Raw genomic sequence first — 23,174 nt, forward strand, 5'->3', positions numbered from 1 at the left:
TTATCATAAATAATCACCGCCAATCGGATTATAAACAGCTTACAAATTGTCGCCTTTGCTGCTTTTATGAATGGTTTTTTCGACCCTGTCTTGGGTGATTTCATCGGCAGCGACCACTACACCCACCTGCTTGACAGGCCAACGCATGGTAAATCTCGCCCCTTTGTACGCTGGGCTTTCGTCCACGGTCAATGTGGCATTGAACCAAAATGCAATGCGGCTAATGATGGACAATCCCAAGCCGTAACCACCAGACGCACGAGTTCGGCTATCATCTAGGCGAGCAAATGGGATAAAGATTTTTTCACGGTCTTTTTCATCAATGCCATGCCCATCATCTTCGACACTGATGAATGCTTCGCCCTTTTGCACGCCAGCACTTAGTACCACGGTGCTGTTGGCGTATCTTAGGGCATTGCCAACCAAATTTTGCATCACACGGTGCAGATACCGTCTGTCTGCCATCGCCACGGCTTTGGCTGGCGGCAGCTGGCAGATGAAGTTAATCGGCTTGCCCAGTGCATTGGTTTCACGCTCAAGCTGTTCCACCAGTTCACGCAAATTCACCATTTCCCAATCCATCTTGGGTGAGCCTTCTTCGAGTTTGGCATGCGTCAAAATCTCATCAATCAGCTCATTTAAAGACTCAATGTCAGCATCGATATATTCTTTTTGCATCTGCCGAGAATCAGCATCATCGGTATCTGCCAGCATATCAACCGCAAAGCGAATGCGTGCCACAGGCGTGCGAAGTTCATGCGACACCGCACGAGTCAGCTCACGCTGCGACTCAATCAGCCGCTTGATGTGTGCCGTCATCGCATTAAAAGTTACCGACAAGCGAGCAATGTCATCACTGCCAACCACTTGCACCTTGGTATCCAAATTGCCTTGAGCCACTCTGTCCACGCCCAGCTGCAATAACTGCAAGCGACGCTCCAGTGGCAAAATCAGTGCATACACACCCAAAGCAATCAAAAACACACAAATCAGCACCACACTGCCCAAAAGATTTAGCGGGAACCAGTTAAACAACGCCACTGGCCCAACCACAATCACCAAATCTTCAACATCTGATGCCATGATGAATGAGATGGTGGAATTTTGTCCACGAATGCCGTCTTGAAAAATGATAACCAATTCATCTCGTTTTAGTCGAGAAATCTGATCAGGGTCTAGGCGTAAATTGTGAATGGATTGTAAATAAATGGGGTAAGAAAATTTGTGGCTCAAAAATTGCAAACGAGCTTGTTTTTGCTCAGTGCCTTGATAGCGAGATAAATCGTCCAACAAAAAAATCGTCAATGCCCGCACCTGCCGTTCGCCGACCTGCGTCAGCTTGACGGTCAAAATGTCGTTTGAACCTTCGAGCCGATGATAAAAAGTGGATTGGTTGCTGTATTGATCATAACGGACAACCGCTTTGCCTTCTTCGATGCGACGCATTTCACGAGCTTTGAACTCGACGCTTTGCATGGGGATAATTTCAAAATTACTACCAAATAATGAGCTGATGTCATTGAGCCAGTAGTTTTTTTGAGCAGGGGTTTCTTGATAATTTACCCCTTGAGCAATCAAATAAAACACCCCTGTTGCCACCGTCTCACGATAAGACTGGGCGCGCTCTTGATTGATGGTATCTACCAATAAATAAGCAAAAAAGGCGACGGACAGACACACCAACAATAAGCCAGCATATATGCGAAAAAAAATACTTCTTTCTGTCAAACTCATGAAAGCCACACCAAACCATGTCTGATAAAATGAAAGCCAGCAGATGCCGGCTTTGCAAAAATCAATACATCAAAATGACGCATTTGTTTTAGTTACCTTCTTTGACAAATAAGTAACCCTTGCTGCGTACTGTCTTGATGCGTTTTGGATTCTCTGGATCATCGCCAATTTTTGGTCGAATGCGAGAGATTCGCACATCAATCGAACGATCTTGACCATCGTACTCGATGCCACGCAGACGCTCAAAGATGTCTTCACGAGACAGAATACGGCCAGCATTTGACGCCAACAGCCATAACAGATCATACTCAGCACTGGTAAAGTCAACCAGTTCGTCATTGAGCGTTACCGAGCGGCCGCCATTATCAATGACCAAATCGCCAAACTCCAGACGCTGCGGTGATGATTCAGTTGGTGCTGTCTCAGAACGGCGTAACAACGCACGAATGCGAGCCAGCAAAACCCTTGGTTGGGCAGGTTTGGCGACATAATCGTCCGCACCCATCTCAAGACCAAGCACCTGATCCATATCGTCTGTGCGTGCCGTCATCATCAAAATCGGCTGTTGATACTGAGCTCGTACTTCACGACATACCGTCAAGCCATCGCTGCCCGGCAGCATCACATCAAGCACCACCAAATCTGGCTGCTCGCTGATAATGCGTTGAATGGCTCGAGTGCCATCGGTCTCAATCGCAACATCTAATCCGTTTTTACGCAAGTAGTCTTGTGTCAGCATCGCCAATCGTTCGTCATCTTCAACGATCAGGATTCGGGGCAAGTCTTCTTTTTCAGGGGTACCAGTCATAGTTATCCTAAATCAAACCACATCAAAGTATCTATGGTAAATCGCTGTTGAATTAAGCACGATTTTTGTATTTTTGAATCGTTTGTAACTGTGCAACAGACTCTGCCAGTGCTGCCAAAGCGGCATTGGTTTGTAGTGTGTCGCTTTGATTGGTTAGCATCTGTTCGGCAGCTCGTCTGGCTTCGGCGATTTTTACTTCGTCCAAATCATGCGCACGCTCTGCTGAATCTGCCAATACTGTCACAATGTGTGGCTGCACTTCAAGCACACCACCAGAGACATAAATCACTTCTTCATTTGAGCCATCAGCGGATTTTAGACGCATTGGGCCTGGTTTTAGCAGTGTAATCAGCGGCGTATGACCTGCCAATACACCGATTTCACCAGAATGTCCATTAGCGACCAGCATGCTGATATCGCCAGCATACAACTCTTCTCTTGCACTTACGATTCGGCACTTAAAAGTTGCCATATGATTCTCCCAATAAGTCAGGAAATTATCGTTAGTTAAGCTACAGTCAGACGGCGAGCCAACTGACTGCAGCTCATCAAGTTCATGCTTTTAGCTTCTCAGCCTTGGCAACAACTTCATCGATACCACCTACCATGTAGAACGCTTGTTCTGGCAGATGATCGTACTCACCTTCAATGATTGCTTTAAAGCCAGCGATGGTATCACGCAAGGCAACATATTTACCCGGTGCACCAGTAAATACTTCAGCAACATGGAATGGCTGAGATAGGAAACGCTGGATTTTACGAGCACGGTAAACAGTCATCTTGTCTTCTTCTGACAATTCGTCCATACCCAAAATTGCGATGATGTCTTTTAGCTCTTTGTAGCGTTGCAATACTTCTTGGACACCACGAGCAACGGTATAATGCTCATCGCCAATCACTTGTGGGTCAAGCTGGCGAGAAGTTGAATCCAATGGGTCAACCGCAGGGTAAATACCTTGTGATGCGATATCACGGCTTAGTACGACTGTTGCGTCCAAGTGAGCGAAAGTGGTTGCTGGTGATGGGTCGGTCAAGTCGTCCGCAGGTACATAGACCGCTTGCACAGAAGTAATAGAGCCTGATTGTGTTGAAGTAATACGCTCTTGTAGCAAGCCCATTTCTTCAGCAAGTGTTGGCTGATAACCTACTGCCGATGGCATACGACCCAAAAGTGCTGACACTTCAGTACCTGCCAAGGTATAACGATAAATGTTATCAACGAACAACAGAACATCACGACCTTTGCCAGTGGCTTCGTCTTTTTCGTCACGGAAATATTCTGCCATGGTCAAGCCTGTCAAGGCAACACGCAAGCGGTTTCCTGGTGGCTCATTCATCTGACCATAAACCATCGCAACTTTAGATTTGGTGAAGTCTTCGGTGTTTACAACGCCAGCTTCTTGCATTTCGTGATAAAAGTCGTTACCTTCACGAGTACGCTCACCGACACCAGCAAATACTGACAGACCCGAGTGTTTTAATGCGATGTTGTTGATCAATTCCATCATATTAACGGTTTTACCAACACCAGCACCACCGAACAGACCAACTTTACCACCTTTGGCAAATGGGCATAGCAAGTCAATTACTTTAATACCTGTTTCTAGCAGTTCGGTTGAGTTTGATTGCTCATCATAGCTTGGTGCTTCACGGTGGATAGACCATTTTTCTGCAGCATTAACTGGGCCAGCTTCGTCAATTGGGCGACCCAGCACGTCCATAATACGACCCAAAGTTGCTTGACCAACTGGCACAGAAATCGGTGCACCAGAATTTGTTACTGTTAAACCACGCTTCAAGCCTTCTGTTGAACCCATTGCAATGGTACGCACCACGCCATCGCCCAACTGTTGCTGTACTTCTAGTGTAGTTTCGGTACCATCAACGCTCAACGCATCAAAGATTTGTGGCACTTGACCACGGTCAAATTCAACGTCAATAACCGCGCCAATGATCTGTACAATACGACCGCTCATTGCGTTCTCCTAAATTATTTTACTAGACCAGATTTTGATTGGTTTGCGGTTTCTCTAAAAGTATAATTAGAAACAACGCCACTTTTGTCAAACAAAATCACCAATTCTTTAGTTTGAATATTTTCACCAAGAGAGAAGAAGTTGTATGGGATAAAGTTTCTCGCCATTGGTGTAGAACGTGAATGTCGATATGTCCAAACTTCATTTCCGCTATCAGTAAATGATACGCCATCAGCAGAGCCGAATTTATTTATAATATCTTGCTTGCTGGTAACACCTTTCACAATAACACTTTCAACACTCTGCTGGGTTTGTTCTTTCATTACTGTATTACCAGTTGAAACACAGCCAGTTACTAACAAAGCTGCGAAAATACCAGCAATAAGACCACGGGTAGAAATAGATGTCATATGTCTATCCTTATCATCCTAAGAAACAGCAGCGGCACCGCCAACGATTTCCGAAATTTCTCGGGTAATCGCCGCTTGACGCAACTTGTTATAAACCAACTGTAATTCTTTAATTAAGTTACCAGCATTATCTGTCGCTGCTTTCATTGCTACCATACGAGCCGACTGTTCAGAAGCGATGTTTTCACGAACTGACTGATAGACCACAGATTCAATGTAGCGTAAAAGCAAGCTATCGATGAGAGTTTTGGTATCTGGTTCGTAGATATAATCCCAGCTGTGTGCTTGAAGCGTTTCATCTTCAAACTCACCTTCTGCCAATGGTACGATTTGTTCAACCACTGGTTTTTGTGCCATAGCGTTGATAAATCTGTTATAGACCAAATAAATACGATCCAATTTACCATTCAGATAATCATCAAGCATGGACTGAACCGGGGTATTGATTTGCTCCAATGATGGATTGTCGCCATAATCAGTAACGGCACTGGTTACTTTACCGCCAAAATTTTTGAAAAATCCTACGCCCTTTGCACCAATGACTGCAAATTCAATCTCAACCGATTGTTCTTGATAGCTTTTGACTGTTTTTAGCAAGTTCTTAAATAGGTTAATATTTAAGCCACCTGCCAAGCCACGGTCAGAAGTCACAACGACAAACCCAACACGATTCACCGGACGGCTCACCATATAAGGGTGCTTGTAGTCTGACTGTGCTTGCACTAAATGCGAAATAACACGACGCATACCATCGGCATAAGGACGGCCTGATTCCATTCGCTCTTGGGCACGACGCATTTTACTAGCGGCCACCATTTGCATTGCACGCGTGATTTTTTGCGTACTTTTAATGCTGGTTACTTTAGCACGAATTTCTTTTAAGCTTGCCATAATTATTCCAATACTGGACTTATTATAAAAGGGTTTATGGTGCGTTAAAACAAACGCCTAACACACCATATTACTTTGATACTGCTTAGTAGCTGGCAGTTGCTTTGAATGCTTCAACCGCTGCTTTTAGACGACCTTCGATATCGTCATTATAATTTGCAGTTTCATCAATTTCTGTCATCAATGCTGCATGTTCAGTACGCAAATAGCGTAGGAAAGCTTCTTCGAATGCACCAATTTTTTCTACTGGTACATCAGCCAAATAGCCTTCGTTTGATGCATAAATCACCGCTGCTTGATCAGCAATTGACATCGGTGCGTATTGTTTTTGCTTCATCAATTCAGTAACACGCACACCATGCTCCAATTGTTGCTTGGTTGCGTCATCAAGATCTGATGCAAATTGAGCAAACGCTGCCAATTCACGATACTGTGCTAATGCAGTACGGATACCACCAGACAGCTTTTTGATGATTTTGGTCTGTGCAGCACCACCAACACGAGATACCGAAATACCAGCGTTCACCGCAGGACGGATACCTGAGTTAAATAGGTTTGACTCAAGGAAAATCTGACCATCGGTAATCGAAATTACGTTGGTTGGTACGAATGCAGACACGTCACCTGCTTGGGTTTCGATGATTGGCAAGGCAGTCAATGAGCCAGTTTTGCCTTTCACTTCACCATTGGTAAATGCTTCTACATAATCGGCATTCACACGAGATGCACGCTCTAGTAGGCGTGAATGTAGATAGAATACATCGCCTGGGTATGCTTCACGCCCTGGTGGACGGCGTAGCAATAGCGAGATTTGACGATAAGCAACCGCTTGTTTTGACAAATCATCATAAACAATCAGTGCATCTTCACCACGGTCACGGAAATATTCGCCCATGGTACAGCCTGAGTATGGTGCGATGTATTGCAATGCTGCAGGTTCAGACGCTGATGCAACCACAACGGTTGTGTACTCTAATGCACCAGTTTCTTCTAGCTTACGCACGACATTGGCGATGGTAGAGCGTTTTTGACCAACGGCAACATACACACACTTAATGCCAGAGTTTTTCTGAGCGATGATTGCGTCAATTGCCAATGCAGTTTTACCAGTTTGGCGGTCGCCAATGATCAACTCACGCTGACCACGACCAATAGGAATCATGGTATCAACTGCTTTATAGCCTGTCATTACTGGCTCATCAACCGATTGACGAGCAATAACACCCGGAGCAATTTTTTCAACTTTATCAGTAAGTTTTGCATTGATTGGACCTTTGCCGTCGATTGGGTTGCCCAACGCATCGACAACACGACCCAAAAGTTCAGGACCGACTGGCACTTCCAGAATACGACCTGTGCAATATGCTTTTTGACCTTCTTGTAGGCTTAGATATTCACCCAGTACAACCGCACCGACTGAATCTTGCTCAAGGTTTAGTGCCATACCATAGACACCACCCTCAAACTCGATCATCTCGCCATACATGGCTTCTTCTAGGCCATGGATTTGCACAATACCATCAGAGACACTGACGATAACGCCTTCAGTTTTTGCAGTTGCGCTTACGTCAAGGTCTTGAATACGCTGCTTAATCAGATTGCTGATTTCGGCTGGATTCAATTGTTGCATTGCCTTGTTTCCTTTGAATTAGACAGCTCGCCACTTACGCAGTTAGCTGAGTCTTTAATTGTTTTAACTTGCCACGCACTGAGCCATCAGTAAACTTATCGCCCACTTTAATCGTCGCTCCGCCCAATAAACTTGGATCTACAGATTCATGCAAAATTACAATAGAACCTGTTGAGATAGCTAGGCGTTCTTGCAATTGCTTGCTTTGAGCTTCGGTCAGTGGATAGGCTGAAGTAACGTAAGCATCAACCTGTTTGAGCTCTTGTGATTTTAGCTTACTGTAATGAGCATGAATTTCTGGCAATAATGCCAAACGATTATGCTCTGCTAACTGTTTGGTAAAGTTAGCCAACGCTTGAGATGCTTGCTCTGCTGTTAATTTGCCATAGGCATCAATTAAAATATCTGCCCTTTGTGCTGCAGAAATGGCTGGATTGTTTAGCAGTGAAGCAAAATCTTCATTGCGTACAACATCGCTTGCAACCGACAAAAAAACTTCCCAGTTGCTAATTGCGTTTTGCTCTTTAGCGTAATCAAATGCTGCTTTGGCATATGGTCTTGCTAAGGTAGATAGTTCAGCCATGATATCCTCTAATTTACAGCTTAGCCGCCAACTGTTCAAGCATGCTGGCGTGTTCTTGTTCATTGATTTTGTCTTGCAAAATCTTTTCAGCACCAAGTACAGCAAGGCTTGCAACTTGCGAACGCAATTGTTCACGAGTTTGGGCAACTTCTTGCTCCACAGCCGCATGAGCTGCAGCGATGATGCGTTCGCCATCTAGGCGAGCCTGTTCTTTGGCATCTTCAATCATCTGATTGGCAGTTTTGTTCGCACGCTCAATGATGGAAGCTGCTTCAGCTTTGGCAGCGGCAAATTCTGCTTCAACTTGCTTTTCGGCAGAAGCCAAATCTGCTTTTGCTTTTTCTGCGGCATTTAAGCCGTCTTCAATTTTTCGTTGACGCTCATTAATCGCGCCGATCAGTGGCGGCCATACGAATTTCATACAAAATAGCACAAAAATCGCAAACGCAATCAACTGACCAAAAATGGTTAAATTGATCATCCAATCACCTCGTTGTTAGTGAAAGTCAGGTGATGCCCACCTTTGATGATTCTCCAAAGGTGGTCGTTAGACTGACGGTTTCAGCTTATGCGAATGGGTTGGCGAACAATAGAAGCATTGCAATACCAACACCAATCATTGGTACGGCGTCAAGCAGACCTGCCACGATGAACATTTTGGTTTGTAGTTGCGAACCTAGTTCAGGTTGACGAGCAGTACTTTCTAGGAATTTACCGCCTAAGATGGCAAAGCCGATACCTGTTGCTAGTGCACCTGCACCGATTAGTAGAGCTACTGCAAGTAGGGTGTACTGTGCGATTACTGGATCCATGATGTCTCCTTATGACCTAAATTTAAGGGTTATTAAAAAGATTCAAATTAATGTTCGGATTCTGCTGAAATCAACGATAAATATACAATCGTTAGCATCATGAATACGAACGCCTGAAGAGTAATAACTAAAATATGGAAGATTGCCCAAGGCACACTCAATGCCCACTGAATCCAAAACGGCATCAGTGCAACCAAGATAAAAATCAGCTCGCCTGCGTACATGTTACCAAATAGACGCAAGCCCAATGAGATTGGTTTTGCCAATAATGTAACAATTTCTAGTACTAGGTTTACTGGGATTAAGATAGCTTGCAAAACTGGGTTTTTTGCACTAAAAGGGTGCAAAGTAAATTCTGCAATAAAGCCACCAACGCCTTTATATTTCAAGCCAAAACCGATGATTAGCAAGAACACGCCAATCGCCATGCCCAAAGTGATATTTGGGTCAGTGGTTGGTACAATTTTGAAATATACATGATGTGGATCATGACCCATCAAAGAACCCACCCATTGTGCCAATGCTGGAATCCAGTCAATCGGCACAAGGTCCATCAAGTTCATTAGGAAAATCCACACAAAAATCGTCAATGACAGCGGTGCTATCAGCTTTGATGGACCATTGTAAGATTCACGAACGCTATTATCCACGAAATCTACAATCATCTCAATGAAAGCTTGCAACTTAGTTGGGACGCCTGAAGTCGCTTTACGACCAACTGCCCAAAAAAGTGCCAAAAACAAAATGCCCAAGCCAATAGACCATAGCATGGAATCCAGATGGATCGCCGTAAACCCCATCTGTTGAGCCTCAGCGGCGTCGTGTGCCACTTTCCAACCCAATTCAGGGTGCTTGCCAAATGTCCAGTTGGTCAAATGGTGAGCAATATATTCTGTAGATGTCTGTTCGGCTGCCATAATAAGCTTCTTATTTTAACTCAAAAAAGAAAAATTGGTGATAAACGCCAAATCAAAAAAACGAAGTTACCATTTAACACACTCAATCCATTGTCGTTAATTGTCATTCGCTTGACTTGTTTAACTGGCTGGCACAAAAAAGTGTCAATCCAGCGTATTTCCCTTGCCATCAGTTCTGACAAAAGCCATACTCAGCATTGATTAATAAAATCAATCAATTTCACAAAATCTTATGAAAATCGTAACAATAAATTGCATTTGTAACTAACCCTGTATCTTACTTGAGTGTTGGCAATATGTAAAGAGCAAAATGCCATTTTATGGCTAAGATTTTGCAAATTTATGGCAAATTGTCGCAATTTTTGCAAAATTTGCTTATTTTTGCCCAAAAAATCGGTTTTTGCCCAACTTTTTGTCAATAAAGCAGACGGCGGTCAAAAATTTTGATGATTAAAATCACGCAGTCAATTTTGTTCACTTTTGCCATTTTGACAAAAATTTGTCATAACAAAAAGCAATGCATTGATTGATAATACTGATATAAATAACGCCAGTGTGGAATTGATTATTTTAGCCGTATCAAGCTAAGACTTTGGCAAAATTGCATCAAAACATAGCCTGCGATGACCGCAAAAGTGTGAATTGGCGTTAGGCTAATAAAAATAAAAGCAAAGCCTGCGATGCTAATCAGCCATTTGATTGCCAAACCAAGATAAGTGTTGAGCATGATTTGTTTGGCATATCGCACACCGACCGTATGATAGGCGATATAAGTAAAGGCAAACTGCCCCAAAAAAGCCAGCAGCGAACCTGCCAAAATACCCTTAGCAATCAGCCAGTTGGTGTCTGACAAAGCATAACTTAACCCAAAACCCAACACAGCCAAAGCCAGCACCGTCCAGATTTGGCGATTTTGGTTGCGGTAAATTGTGGCTTGCTGGCTTTTTTTGGCTGGACTTGACATTTGATACGCTAATGTTGTGTGAAAAATGGGCAACTGATGACGGCTTGATGATTGATAAAGCTAAGTTAAATTAAATTTAGTTAAAATAAATTAAAATTAAACTCAAGCCAAACCCAAATCAAGCCATCATCATACCAAACCATCATTATAAAAAGTCAAATCATGACTGGCAAGTGTTATTTTGCAATGGCTGACAATTAGCGACTGGCAATTGCAAAATTACTTGGCACACTGCTGCATGGTGGCAACCATCGATTTCCATACTTCGATAAAGTCGTCCGAGCCGCCGCTCATGTCTTCTTGAAGTACTTCAACTTTGACATTGCCCAGTTTGTTTTTGACGCCATCAGACACTCTGCCTTGTGAAATCAAGCACATCGCTGGTTTTGGGCGTACGCTGTTTAGCTTTTTAAATTGGCTGGCTTTTGGATTTAGGTGGTGATCAGGTGTCAATGCCCCTGCAAAAGTCAGCCCTGCCGCTTGCTCAATGTACTGATAAGCGTCATGATACGCCCAATAAGGCAATTTGGTTGGCATCTTGACCGATTGGACGGCGGCGTCCATGCGTTGCTCAAAATCGGCAGCATTTTTTTGGTAAACGGCTTTATTTTCTGGATTGGCATAACCGTGAATCACCGCCAACGCACGGACGATGGCTTTGGCATTTTCTGGGTCTAGCCAAATGTGGGCATCTTCGCTGTCGCTGCGTGGCTGACCGTCCAGTTGACGCAGTGGCAGGCGGTGAAAGGCGTTAAATTTTAGCAACGAAATGGCATTGGGAGCATCTTGTAGCGGTTTTGCCAAATTTTGCTCCATCGCTTCGCCAAACCACACCACATAATCGCTGTCTTTGACCAATTTGACCTTGCTGGGCGACAACGAACCATGATGCCCAACATCGCCTGTCTCGAGCAGCACTTCGGCGTCTTGGTTGCCTTGGGTGACGGCATGGCTTAATAATGCCAACGGATAATTACTGACACTCACCACGCCTGCCACTGCTGGCATTGCAGCCAATAGACTTGCCAATAAAGTGCCTTTGAGCCAAGATTTGATTTTCATAAAAACCTTCCTGTAAATTGTAAATTTGATTGAATTTGCTGTGTCAATTGAGCAAAAAAGCCGTGCTAATTATATCACAATTTTATCAAAATGTTATCGTATAACAACAAAACCTGCCACGCCAAACGCCGATTGATGCCATTAATTATGGCTGTGATACATCATTTTAATGCTTATTATAAATAATTTTGGATAAAATACTTGGGTTTTATTGATAAAATTTGCTAATATTGTATAGTCAAACGCAGTTTTTTTGGGTATAATGTAACAAATAGCAAAAAGTTATGAAATCAACAGCGTGCTTGATTTTGTCAATAAGGCTTACGCCCTATCGATGGACCGCTATTATTTGCAAGCACCATTTTAAGTATCACAAAGAAGGTTAAACATTTTATGCCAGCTGCACATTCGACACACTCTTGTCAGCACAGTCATCACCACGATCATCATCACGATGTTTATCACAACAACCCCCACGAGCGTCTGCAACAAGCCAAAACCTACTGCGTTGAGCGTGGGGCAAGATTTACACCGCTTAGAGAAGAAGTTTATAAGCTAATCCTAGAAGCGGATAAACCGATGGGTGCTTATGATCTCATCAGTGCCTTACAAAATAGCCGTCAAAACAGCAACACCGCCAAAAAAACCAACATCGCACCGCCGACAGTGTATCGCTCGCTTGAGTTTTTGCTCAATGAAGGCTTGATTCACCAACTAAGCTCAATGAATGCCTATATTCCTTGCTGCCACCCACGAGATCAGCATGTGGCGGCATTTTTGATTTGCCAAGACTGCAAAAAAGTCGAAGAATGCAGCACTTTGCCCGTCAATAGCGTGATGGATTTTGCTGCTCACGATGCCCAATTTACCGTCAAAAATAGCGTGATTGAACTCAAAGGCACTTGCCGTGACTGCCACAACACCTAATCCAGCCACGCCAGAAACGGCGGTCATTCTAAGCCTAGACAAAGTCAGCTACCGTATCGATGACAGTGAGCTGGTCAGTGGCGTCAGCATGAATATCCATGCCAACGAAATGATCAGCTTAATCGGCCCAAACGGTGCGGGCAAATCCACTTTGGTAAAGCTGATTTTGGGGCTATTGCGTCCAAGCAGTGGGCATATTGACAAAAAAGTCAGCCATATCAGCTATGTGCCGCAACGCTTTAGCGTGCCAAGCATTTTGCCCTTGCAAGTGGTGGATTTGTTATCACAAGCCAATCCCAAGCGATTGACCGATGAACAAAAAGCCCACATTTATACGCAGCTGTCCATCACACCACTGCTAAATAAGCAGATACATCACTTATCTGGCGGTGAGTCGCAGCGTGTACTGCTGGCTCGTGCTTTGCTCGATAAGCCTGAGCTGCTGATTTTGGACGAGCCGATGCAGGGGCTTGACCCTGAAAGCGAAAGCTGGCTGTATCAGTTTTTGGATCAGTTGCCTGATTTTTTACAATGTGCCATGCTGGTGATATCGCACGATTTGCACTGGGTGATGAAAGGCTCACGCCGTGTCATTTGCCTAAATAAGCACATTTGTTGTCAAGGTGTGCCAAGCCAAATCGCCATCACACCTGAATTTGTCCAGCTGTTTGGCTATCAATCGCCTTATATTCATCAACACACCCACTGCGATCATCATCTTGCCCACGATACCCACAATCACAACCACTGAGTAACCCAATGAACGACTGGCTGCCCATCATCGCCCCTGCTTGGATAGCAGGCACTCTGATTGCTTTATTGTCCGCACCGCTCGGCTGCTTGGTGCTGTGGCGGCGATTGGCGTTTTTTTCGGATACTTTGGCACATGGGGCATTGCTCGGTGTTGCTTTGGCTGCTTGGCTGCATTTGCCGACCGATTTGAGCATTGGCATTGTTAGTGTCGCTGTCATCATCGCATTAACAGTATTAAAGGACAATCGCCTACCCACCGATGCCACGCTTGCCGTGCTGGCTTCGACCTTGCTTTGTCTAGGCTTACTGACCTTAACTCAGCTCACCCAGCAGCAGGCTAATGTTTTGGGGTTTTTGTTTGGCAGCCTGCTGGATATTGATTGGTCGGATTTGCCCAGATTGGCGATATTAATCGGCATTGGTCTGATTGTTCTAAAGCTCATTTGGCAAGCACAGGTCAAGCTCGCCACTTCCGAAGCACTTGCCCAAATCCAAGGCATCAAGCCCTTGCAGCAGCATCTGTTTTTTATGGGATTGTTGGCAGGATTTTGTGCGGTAGCACTGCAAGCGGTCGGCAGCCTGCTGATTAGCGGTTTGTTGATTTTGCCAGCATTGATTGCTCGCTTATTTGCCAAATCGCCCAGCATGATGGTCATACTTGCCATACTTTTTGCCCAAATCGCTGTTACTGCTGGCGTTTGGGGCAGTGTGTGGCTGGATATCCAAACTGGCTTAAGCATCGTTTTGATATTGGCTTTGGGCTTTTTTGGCACGGCTTTATTTGGTAAATTGATTAAAAAATAAATTAAAAACAACCAAATATTACCGCTCATCTACCCATCAACTTTGTCAGCGATATGAAATCTTTAAACCCCATCACGCCCACGCACCAGACAGCTTTTGTTATGGTGCAATTGTCCGATTTTCACCTGACAGGTCGCATCGGTCAATCGCCCAGCTATCAGCGATTTTTGCAAGTGCTACAAATGGCGACGACGCTGCAGCCAGATTTGTTTATCTGCACTGGTGATTTGGTCAATGATGGCAACAGTGATGCTTATGATTGGCTGTTTGAGATGCTGCAACGCACTGGCACGCCTTATCTTGCCATCGCTGGCAATCACGATGTTACCCACGAAATCGGCACAGGTTTGCCTTATGAAAAGCGGCTACACATTCCCATCACCCCAGATGTCAGGCTGCTCAATTGTCATCGGCAGCTTGTTGGCACACATCACGATTGGCAGCTTTTGCTACTAGACTCAAGCGTTGGCGGTGAAACTCATGGCAAGCTGTCAGCAGCAACGCTGTCATGGCTGGATACGACTTTGGCAAATTCACCCCTGCCTGCCATCATCGCCCTGCACCACCACCCCAGCCCAGTCGGTTCGGCGTGGATTGATGCTTATCAGCTTGCCAATGCAGCCGATTTTTGGCAAATTATCCAAAAGCACCGCCACGCACACACCATCATCTGCGGCCATGTTCATCAGGCACAGCATTTACAGCCACTGGCACACCACCCTGTGCAGCTATTGAGCTGTCCATCAACCGATCGTCAATTTGCCCCTTTGATTGACGAGTTTACCCTTGATAATCAACCAGCGGGCTGCCGAGTGATACAGATTGATAACACAGGCGTACTTTCAAGTTACATAAAAAGAATGCAAAATACGCACTGATGCGCAAATTATCGCTCAAGTTTTGAAAATTTTTGCTCTTAAAGTAAAAATAATGCTTGAGATTTGGCATTGTATCACGATATACTGGTTTAATTTTTTTGTTAATTGCCAATTGTATTGGTGATTTGTACCATTTTTTGCAAAGTACCAATTTTGCAAAAATCGTTGTGGTTTATTCATCAATCGTGCTGCGACTGATGAATATCAGGCGATAACTTTGGGTTGCAAGTGATTGCATCGCATTTATTAAATCTGATTGAGGATAAATTCAGATGACAGACACCACCGTCTTTACCCCTTACCAACCTGCCAAAGATGAAGAATATATGTCCGATGCTCAGTTGGCACATTTTCGCTCAATTTTGAGAAATTGGCGTGAAGAATTGGTTTCTGAAGCCGAACGCACCAAAGCGTACATTCACGAAGAAACCAATACCATGTCAGATATTAACGATCGTGCCACTCAAGAAGAAGAGTTTGCCTTAGCCTTGCGTACTCGTGATCGTGAACGCAAACTGATTCGCAAAATTGACAAGTCTTTGGCAGAGATTGAGACTGGTGATTATGGATTTTGTGAAACTTGTGGTACCGAAATCGGCCTGCGTCGCTTGGAAGCTCGCCCAACCGCCACGCAATGCATCGACTGCAAAACTTTATCTGAAATCAAAGAAAAACAAAATCACGGTTAAGGTCGTATGGCACAAAAGCCCATTGGGCGATTTGCCCCATCGCCAACACACCACCTGCATCTTGGCTCGCTAACCACCGCCGTAGCGAGCTTTTGTCATATCAAGTCATTGGGCGGTCAGTGGCTGCTACGCATCGAAGATGTGGATTTTGAACGCTGCAAACCTGCCTATGCCGACAGCATTTTGTACGATTTGGACGCACTTGGGCTACACTGGGACGGACAAGTGGTCTATCAGTCGGCACGCACGGCGATTTATGATGAGTTTTTGTACGATACTTTGGCGTCGGTCAGCTATGCCTGCCACTGCTCACGCAAACAGCTGGACGCCCACCGTGCCAAAAATCCCACACCACACGCTCTTAACACACCCATCGTCTATCCACGCCTGTGCCTAAATCGCCAGTTGGACAAGCACCACCCTGACAGCAAAATCCGCCTACAACTGCCCGATGTGGCGACAGCATTTGTCGATGGCTTACAAGGCGTGATTTGGGACAATCCTGCCAAAAGTCTGGGTGATGTCGTGGTCAAACGCCAAAACCAGATGATTAACTATATTCTAGCGTGCAGCATTGATGATGGCTTACAAAACATCAGCCATGTCATGCGTGGGCTAGACATCATGCCGATGACCGTGGCACAGCTGGACATTCTTAACCTGTGCAAATTGCCCACGCCGAGCTATTTTTATCATCTGCCGCTACTGCTAAACCAAGACGGACAAAAATTATCCAAGCAAAATCTGGCAACACCGATAGACACCAGTCGCCCTGCCAAGCTTTTAATTTATGCCCTAAAACTTTTGGGTCAGCCCACCTTTGATGCGATGCAAGATGCCAGCCCCAGCGAGATTTTGGACTTTGCTATACGCCATTGGCATCATGAACCGCTTAAGCACAAAAGCACCTTGGCGGTGATTTAAACAAAGCAAGTGGTTGGATTTGCTTGATTTGCCAAAATTTTTCTAACCCATCACATTTTCCCCAATCTACCGCTTTGCCAAATCAGATAAATTGGTAAATTAGCAAATTGGTAAATTAATAAACTGCCCTTGATAAGCTGTTCAAAAAAACCAGTAAAAACAAAACCCCCAAATCCAAAGATTTAAGGGTTTTGATTGATTAATCAGTCATTTGGTCAAGCGACTGACAGTTGATTAGAATGCCAAGTGAGCACCCAAGCCAAGCATTGTCGCATCTTCTGACAAGTAGTTGTAGCTTGCTTCTACGCCAAAGTTAGCAGTTGGCTTGTAGCCGACACCCACGCCACCAGCTAGGCTGGTTTTGTCACGGTTTTGGCTATAGGCAACGCCTTCACGGCCTTTGACATCAACTTCAGTTTTTGCGATACCCAATTTGCCTTTGGCATAAAATGGGGTGTTCATGAAGTTATAGCGATAAGTACCATAAGCACCGTAAGTTTTTACATCACCTTCAACAGGTGCGTTGCCAATGTGGAATTTTTTGCTGTCTGTACCGACAAATTCTGCTTCAACACCAAAATTTTGGTCGAAGTTATAGCCGCCATAGACGCCATAAGCGGTGTTTTTGCCGCTGATTTGGTCAGCGTCGATTTGGCCGATTTTAACACCCACATAAGGCTGTGCGTCTGCTGAGTTGCCGTAGCTGATGGCAGCGTTGGCACTCATTGCCAATAGTGAAGATGCTGATACGGCCAGTAATGCTTTTGATAGAGTTTTCATCGTTTTTCTCCTAAGTTGGTTAATTGATTTGGGTAACAAATAGATAATTGGTTCAACCAAAATATCTGTCATCTCAAACGATGGGTTTATAGTAACAAAATATTTCGTAATAACTGTGCGTGTTTTATAGGTGCTGTGTAAAGTTTTGCAAAGATTGCCCCAAAGACAGCAAGACTGTGCCGATTTTCTCTACCAAGTGTTGCAAATGTCTCTAAGATGAGCCAATTTTTACATTTTATCAAACAATGGTCAATGATAAAATGATGAAAAATCGCCCAAATTGGCAAGTTAAGTATAAAAATACCGATAAATTGGTCAAAATCGCCAAAAATCTGGCGTTATTTTTGTTATTTTTTGAATTGTCAAAAATTGATCAATAAATAAAAATCGCTTTGGCGGATAAAATGGCTAAATTTTGTACAAAAATTGAGCATTGTTACACCGCAGACGATTTTTGGCACAAATTTTGGGACTGTGTTACAATCCATTTTGGTAGGTTTTATAAAATTTTTATCAAATTTGGCAGATTTAGCGAATTTGGTGAATTTGGCAGATTTGATGCGTTTGTATTTTTGGCATAACTTTTTAAAGTCATTTTAAACCTAAAACCATTTTAAAATCGCTTGATTGGGAGTAATGATGACACAGACATCTGACGGCACGCCAGCGATGGCAGGGCAAAAATCACTGATTATTTTTGATTTGGACGGCACGCTCATTGACAGTGCGGTGGATTTGGCGGCGGCGGTGAATCGTATGTATGGCAAGCTAAATTTGCCAACCATGCCCATCGACACCATCAAAAGCTGGGTAGGCAATGGCTCGGTTAAGCTGGTTGAGCGAGCATTGGCAGCTCATCAACAAACAGCCCAGCAGGTGGACAGTCAGGCACTGTCGGCAGCACACGAGATATTTTTGGCAGAATATGCCTGTTGCAGCACCGAGCAGACGCAGGCATATGAAGGCGTGTCGGTAGGGCTTAATGCTTTGGTGGACGCTGGCTATACTTTGGCGATTTGCACCAATAAACCCACTCGCTATTTGCCAGAGATTTTGGCACATTTTGGCTGGTCAGACAGCTTTACCATCGTCATCGGTGGCGATTCGCTGGCGGTCAAAAAGCCAAACCCTGAGCCGCTTTTGTATATTTGCCAACAGCTTGGTATCTTGCCAAAGCAAGCGGTGATGGTCGGCGATTCAAAAAACGACATCTTGGCAGCTCAAGCCGCCAACATCACCACGCTGGCATTACGCTACGGCTATAATTATGGCGAACCGATTGATAACACCAATCCAGATATGGCGTTTGATGATTTTAATCAATTAATCGCTTGTCTTTTACGGTAGTGCTGACAAACATTCTTTAAAAACATGACTTTTAAAGTACCGCCTTTGGATTGCTTTGCAAACTTTGCTTTTGAAAAGCGTCAAAACACCGCTGCCGTCTGTTTGTTGTTATTTTTTGGCAGTAATGGCTAAGATTTTGGTAACTTTTGCCACGATTTTTTGCTGATTGTCAGTAATGTCAATGGTGTAGCTGCGGACGGTGTCGCCTGTTTTGACAGCGTCCATAATCTGCAAAATCTCGGCAGTGTCGATTTTTAGGCGTGCGGTGAGCGATGATGTCGCCTTGTCCAAAAACTCGACCGTTGCTTGCTTGTCCGTTACCAGATAATCTTTGCCCAAGCGGTGCATGAGCATGATTTTTAGCAAAGGCTCAGTCATCATCATGATGCTGCCAGTAAACTGTGTGCCGTCCGTGTAGCGGTTTAGGCGAGTCAGTGGCAGCTCAACCACGCACAGCCCATTATCAAAATCAAGCGTGCGAACACGAATCCCTGCCCCAACAAATGGCGGATAAGCGTTCAGGAGGTTTTTGATAAACAGCGGCAACAGCTGCGGATAAGTGGTTTTTTTGCCTGTTTTGATAAACCGACCCAATTTTGTCCGAGTATTTGCAAACACAACATCACCCCACTTGCTGAAAAATTCCCATTTTGCCACAGATATACGCTAAAATAAAGCCAAATCAACAAACCTTTTTTATTCATTTGACTATGACCAGCCATCTTGATCCCAACGCCAAAAAACAACAGCTAAAAAACTTGGTGCAAACACTGCCCAACCTGCCCGGTATTTATAAAATGCTGGATAAAACAGGCGATATCTTATATGTCGGCAAAGCCAAATCGCTAAAAAATCGTGTCGGCAGTTATTTTGCCAAAACCATCGAACACCCAAAAACCCAAGCCTTAGTGCAACGCATTGATAATATTGAGATTATTATCACACGCAGCGAAGCTGAAGCGTTATTGCTCGAACAAAATCTCATCAAGTATCACAGACCGCCTTATAATATCATTTTAAGAGATGACAAATCGTATCTGTACATTTATATCAGCACGGACAAATTTGCCAGACTGAGCATCGGTCGTGGCAAGGGCAAGCATGTGCAGGGGCGGTTTTTTGGGCCTTATCCTTCGGCAAACAGTGCCAAAGAGTCGCTGCTTTTGATGCAGCGGCTGTTTATGCTGCGAAGTTGCACCAACAGTTTTTTTGCCCAACGCAAACGCCCTTGCCTAGAATACCAAATCAAGCGTTGCAAAGCACCATGCGTGGGCTTGGTTGAACCTGATGAATACGCTGGCGATGTCAAGGCGGCTTTGGCGTTTTTGCAGGGCAATGCTGGCGATGTGCAAGCCATTTTGATCCAAAAAATGGAACAAGCAGCGGCAGAACTGAACTTTGAGCAAGCGGCATTTTATCGAGATCAGCTGACAATGATTCGAGATGTGCAGGCCAAGCAAGCGGTGTTTCGTCTAAGCGGTGAAGCGGATATTTTTGCCATCGCTATCCGTTCAGGCATGATTGCCTTGCATGTCTTGACGGTGCGTGGCGGACAAGTGCTGGGCGGCAAAAACTATTTTCCAGATGACATCGCCCCTGATGCCAAGGATGCTGCCGAAAGATTGAGCGAGTTTTTGTTGTCGTTTTATTTGCAAGTCAGCGACGATTTGCCTGATGAAATTATCACATCGGTTGCCATCGAACACGCCGACACAGTGAGCCAATTATTGAGCGAACAATTTGGCAAACGCACGCAAATCAAGCACAAAGTAACCAAGCACCGTGATGATTGGCTGACCATCGCCGAACTCAACGCCAATAATGCCTTGTCGCTAAAACTAAAAGACAGCCAAGAATTGCAAACTCGCTTTGCTGCCTTGCAGTCGGTGTTGTCTAGTGTCAGTGATGCCACCATCAACCGCATCGAGTGCTTTGACATCAGCCACACCATGGGCGAAGCTGCCATCGGCTCTTGTGTGGTGTTTGACCATGGCGGTGTGCGTAAGCGTGATTATCGCCAGTACGCCATTCACGACATCACCGCAGGCGATGACTATGCTGCCATGCGTCAAGTGCTGACACGGCGATACAGCAAGCAGCCGCTGCCTGATTTACTGTTGATTGATGGCGGTAAAGGTCAGCTCAATATCGCCAAAGAAGTCCTAGTCGAGCTTGGCAAATTGGACGACACTCTGCTGGTCGGTGTGGCAAAAGGCGAAGGTCGCAAGGCAGGACTTGAAGTGCTGCATTTTATCCATCATAAGCCTTTGGATTTGCCAAGCGATCACAAGGCATTACACCTGATTATGCAGATTCGTGATGAAGCCCACCGCTTTGCCATCACCGCTCACCGAAAAAAGCGAGACAAAAAGCGTGCTGGCTCCGTCTTGGAAGCTATCCCCGGCTTAGGACAAAAACGCCGCCGTGATTTGCTCAACCATTTTGGCGGCATCTCGCAACTGCTCGGTGCGTCCCAAAGCGAAATCGCTGAAGTCAAAGGCATTGGCAATGTGCTGGCTGGGACGATTTATAAGGCATTGCACGATTGATTTGCCAAGTTTTCAGAAGTTTTAATATATCTTAAATCGCTTAAAATTTTCATAAATACAACAAAAACGCCCACAAAATTATCCGTGGGCGTTGTAAATTAAGACAAAATATTTTTAATAAAATCAATCAATCGGCGGCGTGTAAGTGCCGTTTTTGATGTCATCTTTAATAAGCTCTGCTTGTGCCAGCACCTGAGTCAGCAGGTTTTTGACATCGTCAAGCGTCGCCACTGGGCTAAGTGTGGTCATTTTTAGCGATTGTACATCTTGGCGATTGTCCGCCACACGAGTAACACCAATGTTGGCTTCACCACGAGCAAACAGCTCATCGGCGACATTTTGGTTCAGACTGTCAAGCAGCTCGGCAGGATAATCTTTTGGCACGACACGAAACAGCACGGACGCAAATTGTGGCTCAACCAACAGCTCCAGTCCGTCCGTTGCCTTGATATAATCCGCCACGGCACGAGTCAAATTCACCCCATGGTCAATCATCGAGCCGTACAGCTCTTCGCCCAAGGCTTCGACAGTGAACCATAATTTGAGTGCATCAAATCGGCGAGTGGTTTGTAGCGATTTGGAGACCAGATTTGGCACGCCATGCTCTTCGTCATAGGCGGAATTGAGATATTCGGCTTCGTAGTGCATAAAGCGGTAATTGCGTTCGTCTTTTAATAAAAATGCCCCACAAGAAATACTTTGGAAAAAATGCTTATGAAAATCAAGCGTCAGCGAATCAGACAGCTCAACGCCATCAAGCATCGCACGATAATCATTGGATAGTAGCAACGCCCCACCCCAAGCAGCATCAATATGTAGCCATGCCCCAAAATCATCGCACAGCTTGCGGATTGACTTGATGTCATCAATCGCCCCAGCGTCAGTCGTGCCAGCGGTTGCCACGACACAGGCGACGATTTTGCCATCATCGTGGAGCTGCTGCAAGGTTTTTGCCAGTGCGTCGGTGTCCATTTGGGCGTTTTGATTGACAGGCACGGCAACGACAGACGCAAAACCCATGCCCATCATCGCCATGTTTTTTTGGACGCTAAAATGGGCGTTTTGTGAGCAGATGACCTTGACCTTGCTCAACGCATCGGCAGGAATGCCCAGCTGCTGCACCAACCAAGGCTTGCCATCGGCGTCCGTCCAATGCTTAGCAATGCACCAATCTCGTGCCAGTAGCACGCCCATCAGGTTTGACTGCGTACCGCCTGATGTGAACACGCCTGCCGTACCGCTGCCGTAGCCTGCTTTTTGGCGTAGCCAGTCGATGAGCTGCACTTCCATCAGCGAACCCACAGGCGACTGATCCCATGAGTCCATGGATTGGTTGGTGGCGTTAATCAGCACTTCGGCGATTTGGCTAGCAACCATCGTTGGGCAATGCAAATGAGCCAGCGAATGCGGGTGATGTACTTTTAGGCTTTTGTTCAAAAACAGCTCAGTCAAACGTGCCAAAGTCTGCTGCACGCCAAGGCCTTGCTTACTTGGGCGAAAATCCACCTGCTCACGAAGCTGTCTGATACTGCCGCCTGTGTACATTTTATCATTGCCAAGCCATGCGGTTACGGCTTTAACCGCTTGATTCATCGCACTTTCGTAGTCGGCGATGGCGGCAGGGTCATTACAAAATAAGGCTTGGCGGTGTTTGGATAGGTTTGTCATTGGGATACCACACTGATTGGGAAATGCTTAATTTTATTACCAATATCCCCCAAAGGCAAGCTAATTTG

The 23,174-nt window shown here is 45.0% G+C and carries 24 protein-coding genes; 8 read left to right on the forward strand and 16 right to left on the reverse strand.

Features of this window, described 5'->3' with window-relative positions; translation table 11 throughout:
• Positions 1-39: 39 nt before the first annotated feature.
• From ACFBZI_RS01615 to ACFBZI_RS01675, 13 genes are all read right to left on the reverse strand, one after another.
• Positions 40-1,734 (reverse strand): ATP-binding protein, encoded by a 1,695-nt coding sequence (locus ACFBZI_RS01615; RefSeq protein ID WP_375714722.1) that lies wholly within the window; start codon positions 1,732-1,734, stop codon positions 40-42.
• 88 nt (positions 1,735-1,822) lie between these two features.
• Positions 1,823-2,542: a response regulator gene (locus ACFBZI_RS01620; RefSeq protein WP_375714723.1), complete on the reverse strand. Its 720-nt coding sequence runs from the start codon at positions 2,540-2,542 to the stop codon at positions 1,823-1,825.
• A gap of 52 nt (positions 2,543-2,594) precedes the next feature.
• Positions 2,595-3,014 (reverse strand): F0F1 ATP synthase subunit epsilon, encoded by a 420-nt coding sequence (locus tag ACFBZI_RS01625; protein WP_375714724.1) that lies wholly within the window; start codon positions 3,012-3,014, stop codon positions 2,595-2,597.
• Between the two features lie 82 nt (positions 3,015-3,096).
• Positions 3,097-4,518 carry a F0F1 ATP synthase subunit beta gene (atpD, locus tag ACFBZI_RS01630; protein ID WP_375714725.1) on the reverse strand — a complete coding sequence of 474 codons (1,422 nt, stop codon included), beginning with the start codon at positions 4,516-4,518 and terminating at the stop codon, positions 3,097-3,099.
• A 14-nt stretch (positions 4,519-4,532) separates the two neighbouring features.
• Positions 4,533-4,928, reverse strand: coding sequence for an SEN1984 family lipoprotein (locus ACFBZI_RS01635; RefSeq protein ID WP_375714726.1), 396 nt, complete (start codon positions 4,926-4,928; stop codon positions 4,533-4,535).
• Between the two features lie 18 nt (positions 4,929-4,946).
• Positions 4,947-5,819: a F0F1 ATP synthase subunit gamma gene (gene atpG / locus ACFBZI_RS01640; RefSeq protein ID WP_375714727.1), complete on the reverse strand. Its 873-nt coding sequence runs from the start codon at positions 5,817-5,819 to the stop codon at positions 4,947-4,949.
• Positions 5,820-5,904: 85 nt separating this feature from the next.
• A complete protein-coding gene (gene atpA, locus ACFBZI_RS01645; protein WP_375714728.1) occupies positions 5,905-7,449 on the reverse strand; it encodes a F0F1 ATP synthase subunit alpha in 1,545 nt (514 codons plus the stop codon).
• Between the two features lie 34 nt (positions 7,450-7,483).
• Positions 7,484-8,032, reverse strand: coding sequence for a F0F1 ATP synthase subunit delta (locus ACFBZI_RS01650; RefSeq protein ID WP_375714729.1), 549 nt, complete (start codon positions 8,030-8,032; stop codon positions 7,484-7,486).
• 13 nt (positions 8,033-8,045) lie between these two features.
• Positions 8,046-8,513: a F0F1 ATP synthase subunit B gene (locus tag ACFBZI_RS01655; RefSeq protein WP_375714730.1), complete on the reverse strand. Its 468-nt coding sequence runs from the start codon at positions 8,511-8,513 to the stop codon at positions 8,046-8,048.
• 85 nt (positions 8,514-8,598) lie between these two features.
• A complete protein-coding gene (atpE, locus tag ACFBZI_RS01660; RefSeq protein ID WP_003658962.1) occupies positions 8,599-8,844 on the reverse strand; it encodes a F0F1 ATP synthase subunit C in 246 nt (81 codons plus the stop codon).
• A gap of 47 nt (positions 8,845-8,891) precedes the next feature.
• A complete protein-coding gene (gene atpB / locus ACFBZI_RS01665) occupies positions 8,892-9,761 on the reverse strand; it encodes a F0F1 ATP synthase subunit A (RefSeq protein WP_375714731.1) in 870 nt (289 codons plus the stop codon).
• A 565-nt stretch (positions 9,762-10,326) separates the two neighbouring features.
• On the reverse strand, positions 10,327-10,725 hold the full coding sequence (locus tag ACFBZI_RS01670) for an ATP synthase subunit I (RefSeq protein WP_375714732.1): 399 nt from the start codon (positions 10,723-10,725) through the stop codon (positions 10,327-10,329).
• Positions 10,726-10,944: 219 nt separating this feature from the next.
• Complete coding sequence (locus ACFBZI_RS01675; RefSeq protein ID WP_375714733.1) at positions 10,945-11,787, reverse strand: metal ABC transporter solute-binding protein, Zn/Mn family; 843 nt, start codon at positions 11,785-11,787, stop codon at positions 10,945-10,947.
• Positions 11,788-12,180: 393 nt separating this feature from the next.
• Between ACFBZI_RS01675 and ACFBZI_RS01680 the strand changes: the two genes are divergently transcribed.
• The 6 genes from ACFBZI_RS01680 (at position 12,181) to gluQRS (ending at position 16,762) form a co-directional block, all read left to right on the forward strand.
• Entirely contained in the window at positions 12,181-12,714 is a 534-nt protein-coding gene (locus ACFBZI_RS01680; protein ID WP_375714734.1) for a transcriptional repressor, read from the forward strand.
• Positions 12,695-13,465, forward strand: coding sequence for a metal ABC transporter ATP-binding protein (locus ACFBZI_RS01685; protein WP_375714735.1), 771 nt, complete (start codon positions 12,695-12,697; stop codon positions 13,463-13,465). The genes ACFBZI_RS01680 and ACFBZI_RS01685 overlap by 20 nt, the downstream gene beginning before the upstream one ends.
• Before the next feature lie 8 nt (positions 13,466-13,473).
• Positions 13,474-14,271 carry a metal ABC transporter permease gene (locus ACFBZI_RS01690; RefSeq protein ID WP_375714736.1) on the forward strand — a complete coding sequence of 266 codons (798 nt, stop codon included), beginning with the start codon at positions 13,474-13,476 and terminating at the stop codon, positions 14,269-14,271.
• 53 nt (positions 14,272-14,324) lie between these two features.
• The gene (locus ACFBZI_RS01695; RefSeq protein ID WP_375714737.1) at positions 14,325-15,149 is read left to right on the forward strand and encodes a metallophosphoesterase; all 825 of its coding nucleotides are present in this window, start codon (positions 14,325-14,327) and stop codon (positions 15,147-15,149) included.
• A 272-nt stretch (positions 15,150-15,421) separates the two neighbouring features.
• Positions 15,422-15,838, forward strand: coding sequence for an RNA polymerase-binding protein DksA (gene dksA, locus ACFBZI_RS01700; RefSeq protein ID WP_375714738.1), 417 nt, complete (start codon positions 15,422-15,424; stop codon positions 15,836-15,838).
• A gap of 6 nt (positions 15,839-15,844) precedes the next feature.
• Positions 15,845-16,762, forward strand: a complete 918-nt coding sequence (gene gluQRS, locus ACFBZI_RS01705; protein WP_375714739.1) for a tRNA glutamyl-Q(34) synthetase GluQRS — start codon at positions 15,845-15,847, stop codon at positions 16,760-16,762.
• A 234-nt stretch (positions 16,763-16,996) separates the two neighbouring features.
• Here the strand turns inward: gluQRS and ACFBZI_RS01710 are convergent, their stop codons facing one another.
• A complete protein-coding gene (locus ACFBZI_RS01710) occupies positions 16,997-17,542 on the reverse strand; it encodes a porin family protein (protein WP_375714740.1) in 546 nt (181 codons plus the stop codon).
• A gap of 639 nt (positions 17,543-18,181) precedes the next feature.
• Here ACFBZI_RS01710 and ACFBZI_RS01715 point away from each other — a divergent pair.
• Positions 18,182-18,889: a phosphoglycolate phosphatase gene (locus tag ACFBZI_RS01715; protein WP_375714741.1), complete on the forward strand. Its 708-nt coding sequence runs from the start codon at positions 18,182-18,184 to the stop codon at positions 18,887-18,889.
• Between the two features lie 108 nt (positions 18,890-18,997).
• Here ACFBZI_RS01715 and ACFBZI_RS01720 read toward each other — a convergent pair whose 3' ends face one another.
• Entirely contained in the window at positions 18,998-19,507 is a 510-nt protein-coding gene (locus ACFBZI_RS01720) for a DUF4442 domain-containing protein (RefSeq protein WP_375714742.1), read from the reverse strand.
• Between the two features lie 92 nt (positions 19,508-19,599).
• Here ACFBZI_RS01720 and uvrC point away from each other — a divergent pair, with 92 nt between their 5' ends.
• Positions 19,600-21,438, forward strand: a complete 1,839-nt coding sequence (uvrC, locus tag ACFBZI_RS01725; RefSeq protein WP_375714743.1) for an excinuclease ABC subunit UvrC — start codon at positions 19,600-19,602, stop codon at positions 21,436-21,438.
• 123 nt (positions 21,439-21,561) lie between these two features.
• Here the strand turns inward: uvrC and ACFBZI_RS01730 are convergent, their stop codons facing one another.
• The gene (locus ACFBZI_RS01730) at positions 21,562-23,106 is read right to left on the reverse strand and encodes a pyridoxal phosphate-dependent decarboxylase family protein (protein ID WP_375714744.1); all 1,545 of its coding nucleotides are present in this window, start codon (positions 23,104-23,106) and stop codon (positions 21,562-21,564) included.
• Positions 23,107-23,174: the final 68 nt, after the last annotated feature.

This window comes from Moraxella marmotae, from assembly GCF_042219885.1.
Lineage (GTDB): Bacteria > Pseudomonadota > Gammaproteobacteria > Pseudomonadales > Moraxellaceae > Moraxella > Moraxella marmotae.

Coding starts and splice junctions, on each gene's coding strand:
- ACFBZI_RS01715 (WP_375714741.1), top strand. CDS start 18,182: ATGACACAGACATCTGACGGCACGCCAGCGATGGCAGGGCAAAAATCA.
- ACFBZI_RS01680 (WP_375714734.1), top strand. CDS start 12,181: ATGCCAGCTGCACATTCGACACACTCTTGTCAGCACAGTCATCACCAC.
- ACFBZI_RS01695 (WP_375714737.1), top strand. CDS start 14,325: ATGAAATCTTTAAACCCCATCACGCCCACGCACCAGACAGCTTTTGTT.
- ACFBZI_RS01675 (WP_375714733.1), bottom strand. CDS start 11,787: ATGAAAATCAAATCTTGGCTCAAAGGCACTTTATTGGCAAGTCTATTG.
- ACFBZI_RS01730 (WP_375714744.1), bottom strand. CDS start 23,106: ATGACAAACCTATCCAAACACCGCCAAGCCTTATTTTGTAATGACCCT.
- ACFBZI_RS01655 (WP_375714730.1), bottom strand. CDS start 8,513: ATGATCAATTTAACCATTTTTGGTCAGTTGATTGCGTTTGCGATTTTT.
- uvrC (WP_375714743.1), top strand. CDS start 19,600: ATGACCAGCCATCTTGATCCCAACGCCAAAAAACAACAGCTAAAAAAC.
- ACFBZI_RS01620 (WP_375714723.1), bottom strand. CDS start 2,542: ATGACTGGTACCCCTGAAAAAGAAGACTTGCCCCGAATCCTGATCGTT.
- gluQRS (WP_375714739.1), top strand. CDS start 15,845: ATGGCACAAAAGCCCATTGGGCGATTTGCCCCATCGCCAACACACCAC.
- ACFBZI_RS01615 (WP_375714722.1), bottom strand. CDS start 1,734: ATGAGTTTGACAGAAAGAAGTATTTTTTTTCGCATATATGCTGGCTTA.
- atpG (WP_375714727.1), bottom strand. CDS start 5,819: ATGGCAAGCTTAAAAGAAATTCGTGCTAAAGTAACCAGCATTAAAAGT.
- atpE (WP_003658962.1), bottom strand. CDS start 8,844: ATGGATCCAGTAATCGCACAGTACACCCTACTTGCAGTAGCTCTACTA.
- ACFBZI_RS01670 (WP_375714732.1), bottom strand. CDS start 10,725: ATGTCAAGTCCAGCCAAAAAAAGCCAGCAAGCCACAATTTACCGCAAC.
- atpD (WP_375714725.1), bottom strand. CDS start 4,518: ATGAGCGGTCGTATTGTACAGATCATTGGCGCGGTTATTGACGTTGAA.
- atpB (WP_375714731.1), bottom strand. CDS start 9,761: ATGGCAGCCGAACAGACATCTACAGAATATATTGCTCACCATTTGACC.
- ACFBZI_RS01690 (WP_375714736.1), top strand. CDS start 13,474: ATGAACGACTGGCTGCCCATCATCGCCCCTGCTTGGATAGCAGGCACT.
- ACFBZI_RS01710 (WP_375714740.1), bottom strand. CDS start 17,542: ATGAAAACTCTATCAAAAGCATTACTGGCCGTATCAGCATCTTCACTA.
- ACFBZI_RS01650 (WP_375714729.1), bottom strand. CDS start 8,032: ATGGCTGAACTATCTACCTTAGCAAGACCATATGCCAAAGCAGCATTT.
- dksA (WP_375714738.1), top strand. CDS start 15,422: ATGACAGACACCACCGTCTTTACCCCTTACCAACCTGCCAAAGATGAA.
- atpA (WP_375714728.1), bottom strand. CDS start 7,449: ATGCAACAATTGAATCCAGCCGAAATCAGCAATCTGATTAAGCAGCGT.
- ACFBZI_RS01625 (WP_375714724.1), bottom strand. CDS start 3,014: ATGGCAACTTTTAAGTGCCGAATCGTAAGTGCAAGAGAAGAGTTGTAT.
- ACFBZI_RS01635 (WP_375714726.1), bottom strand. CDS start 4,928: ATGACATCTATTTCTACCCGTGGTCTTATTGCTGGTATTTTCGCAGCT.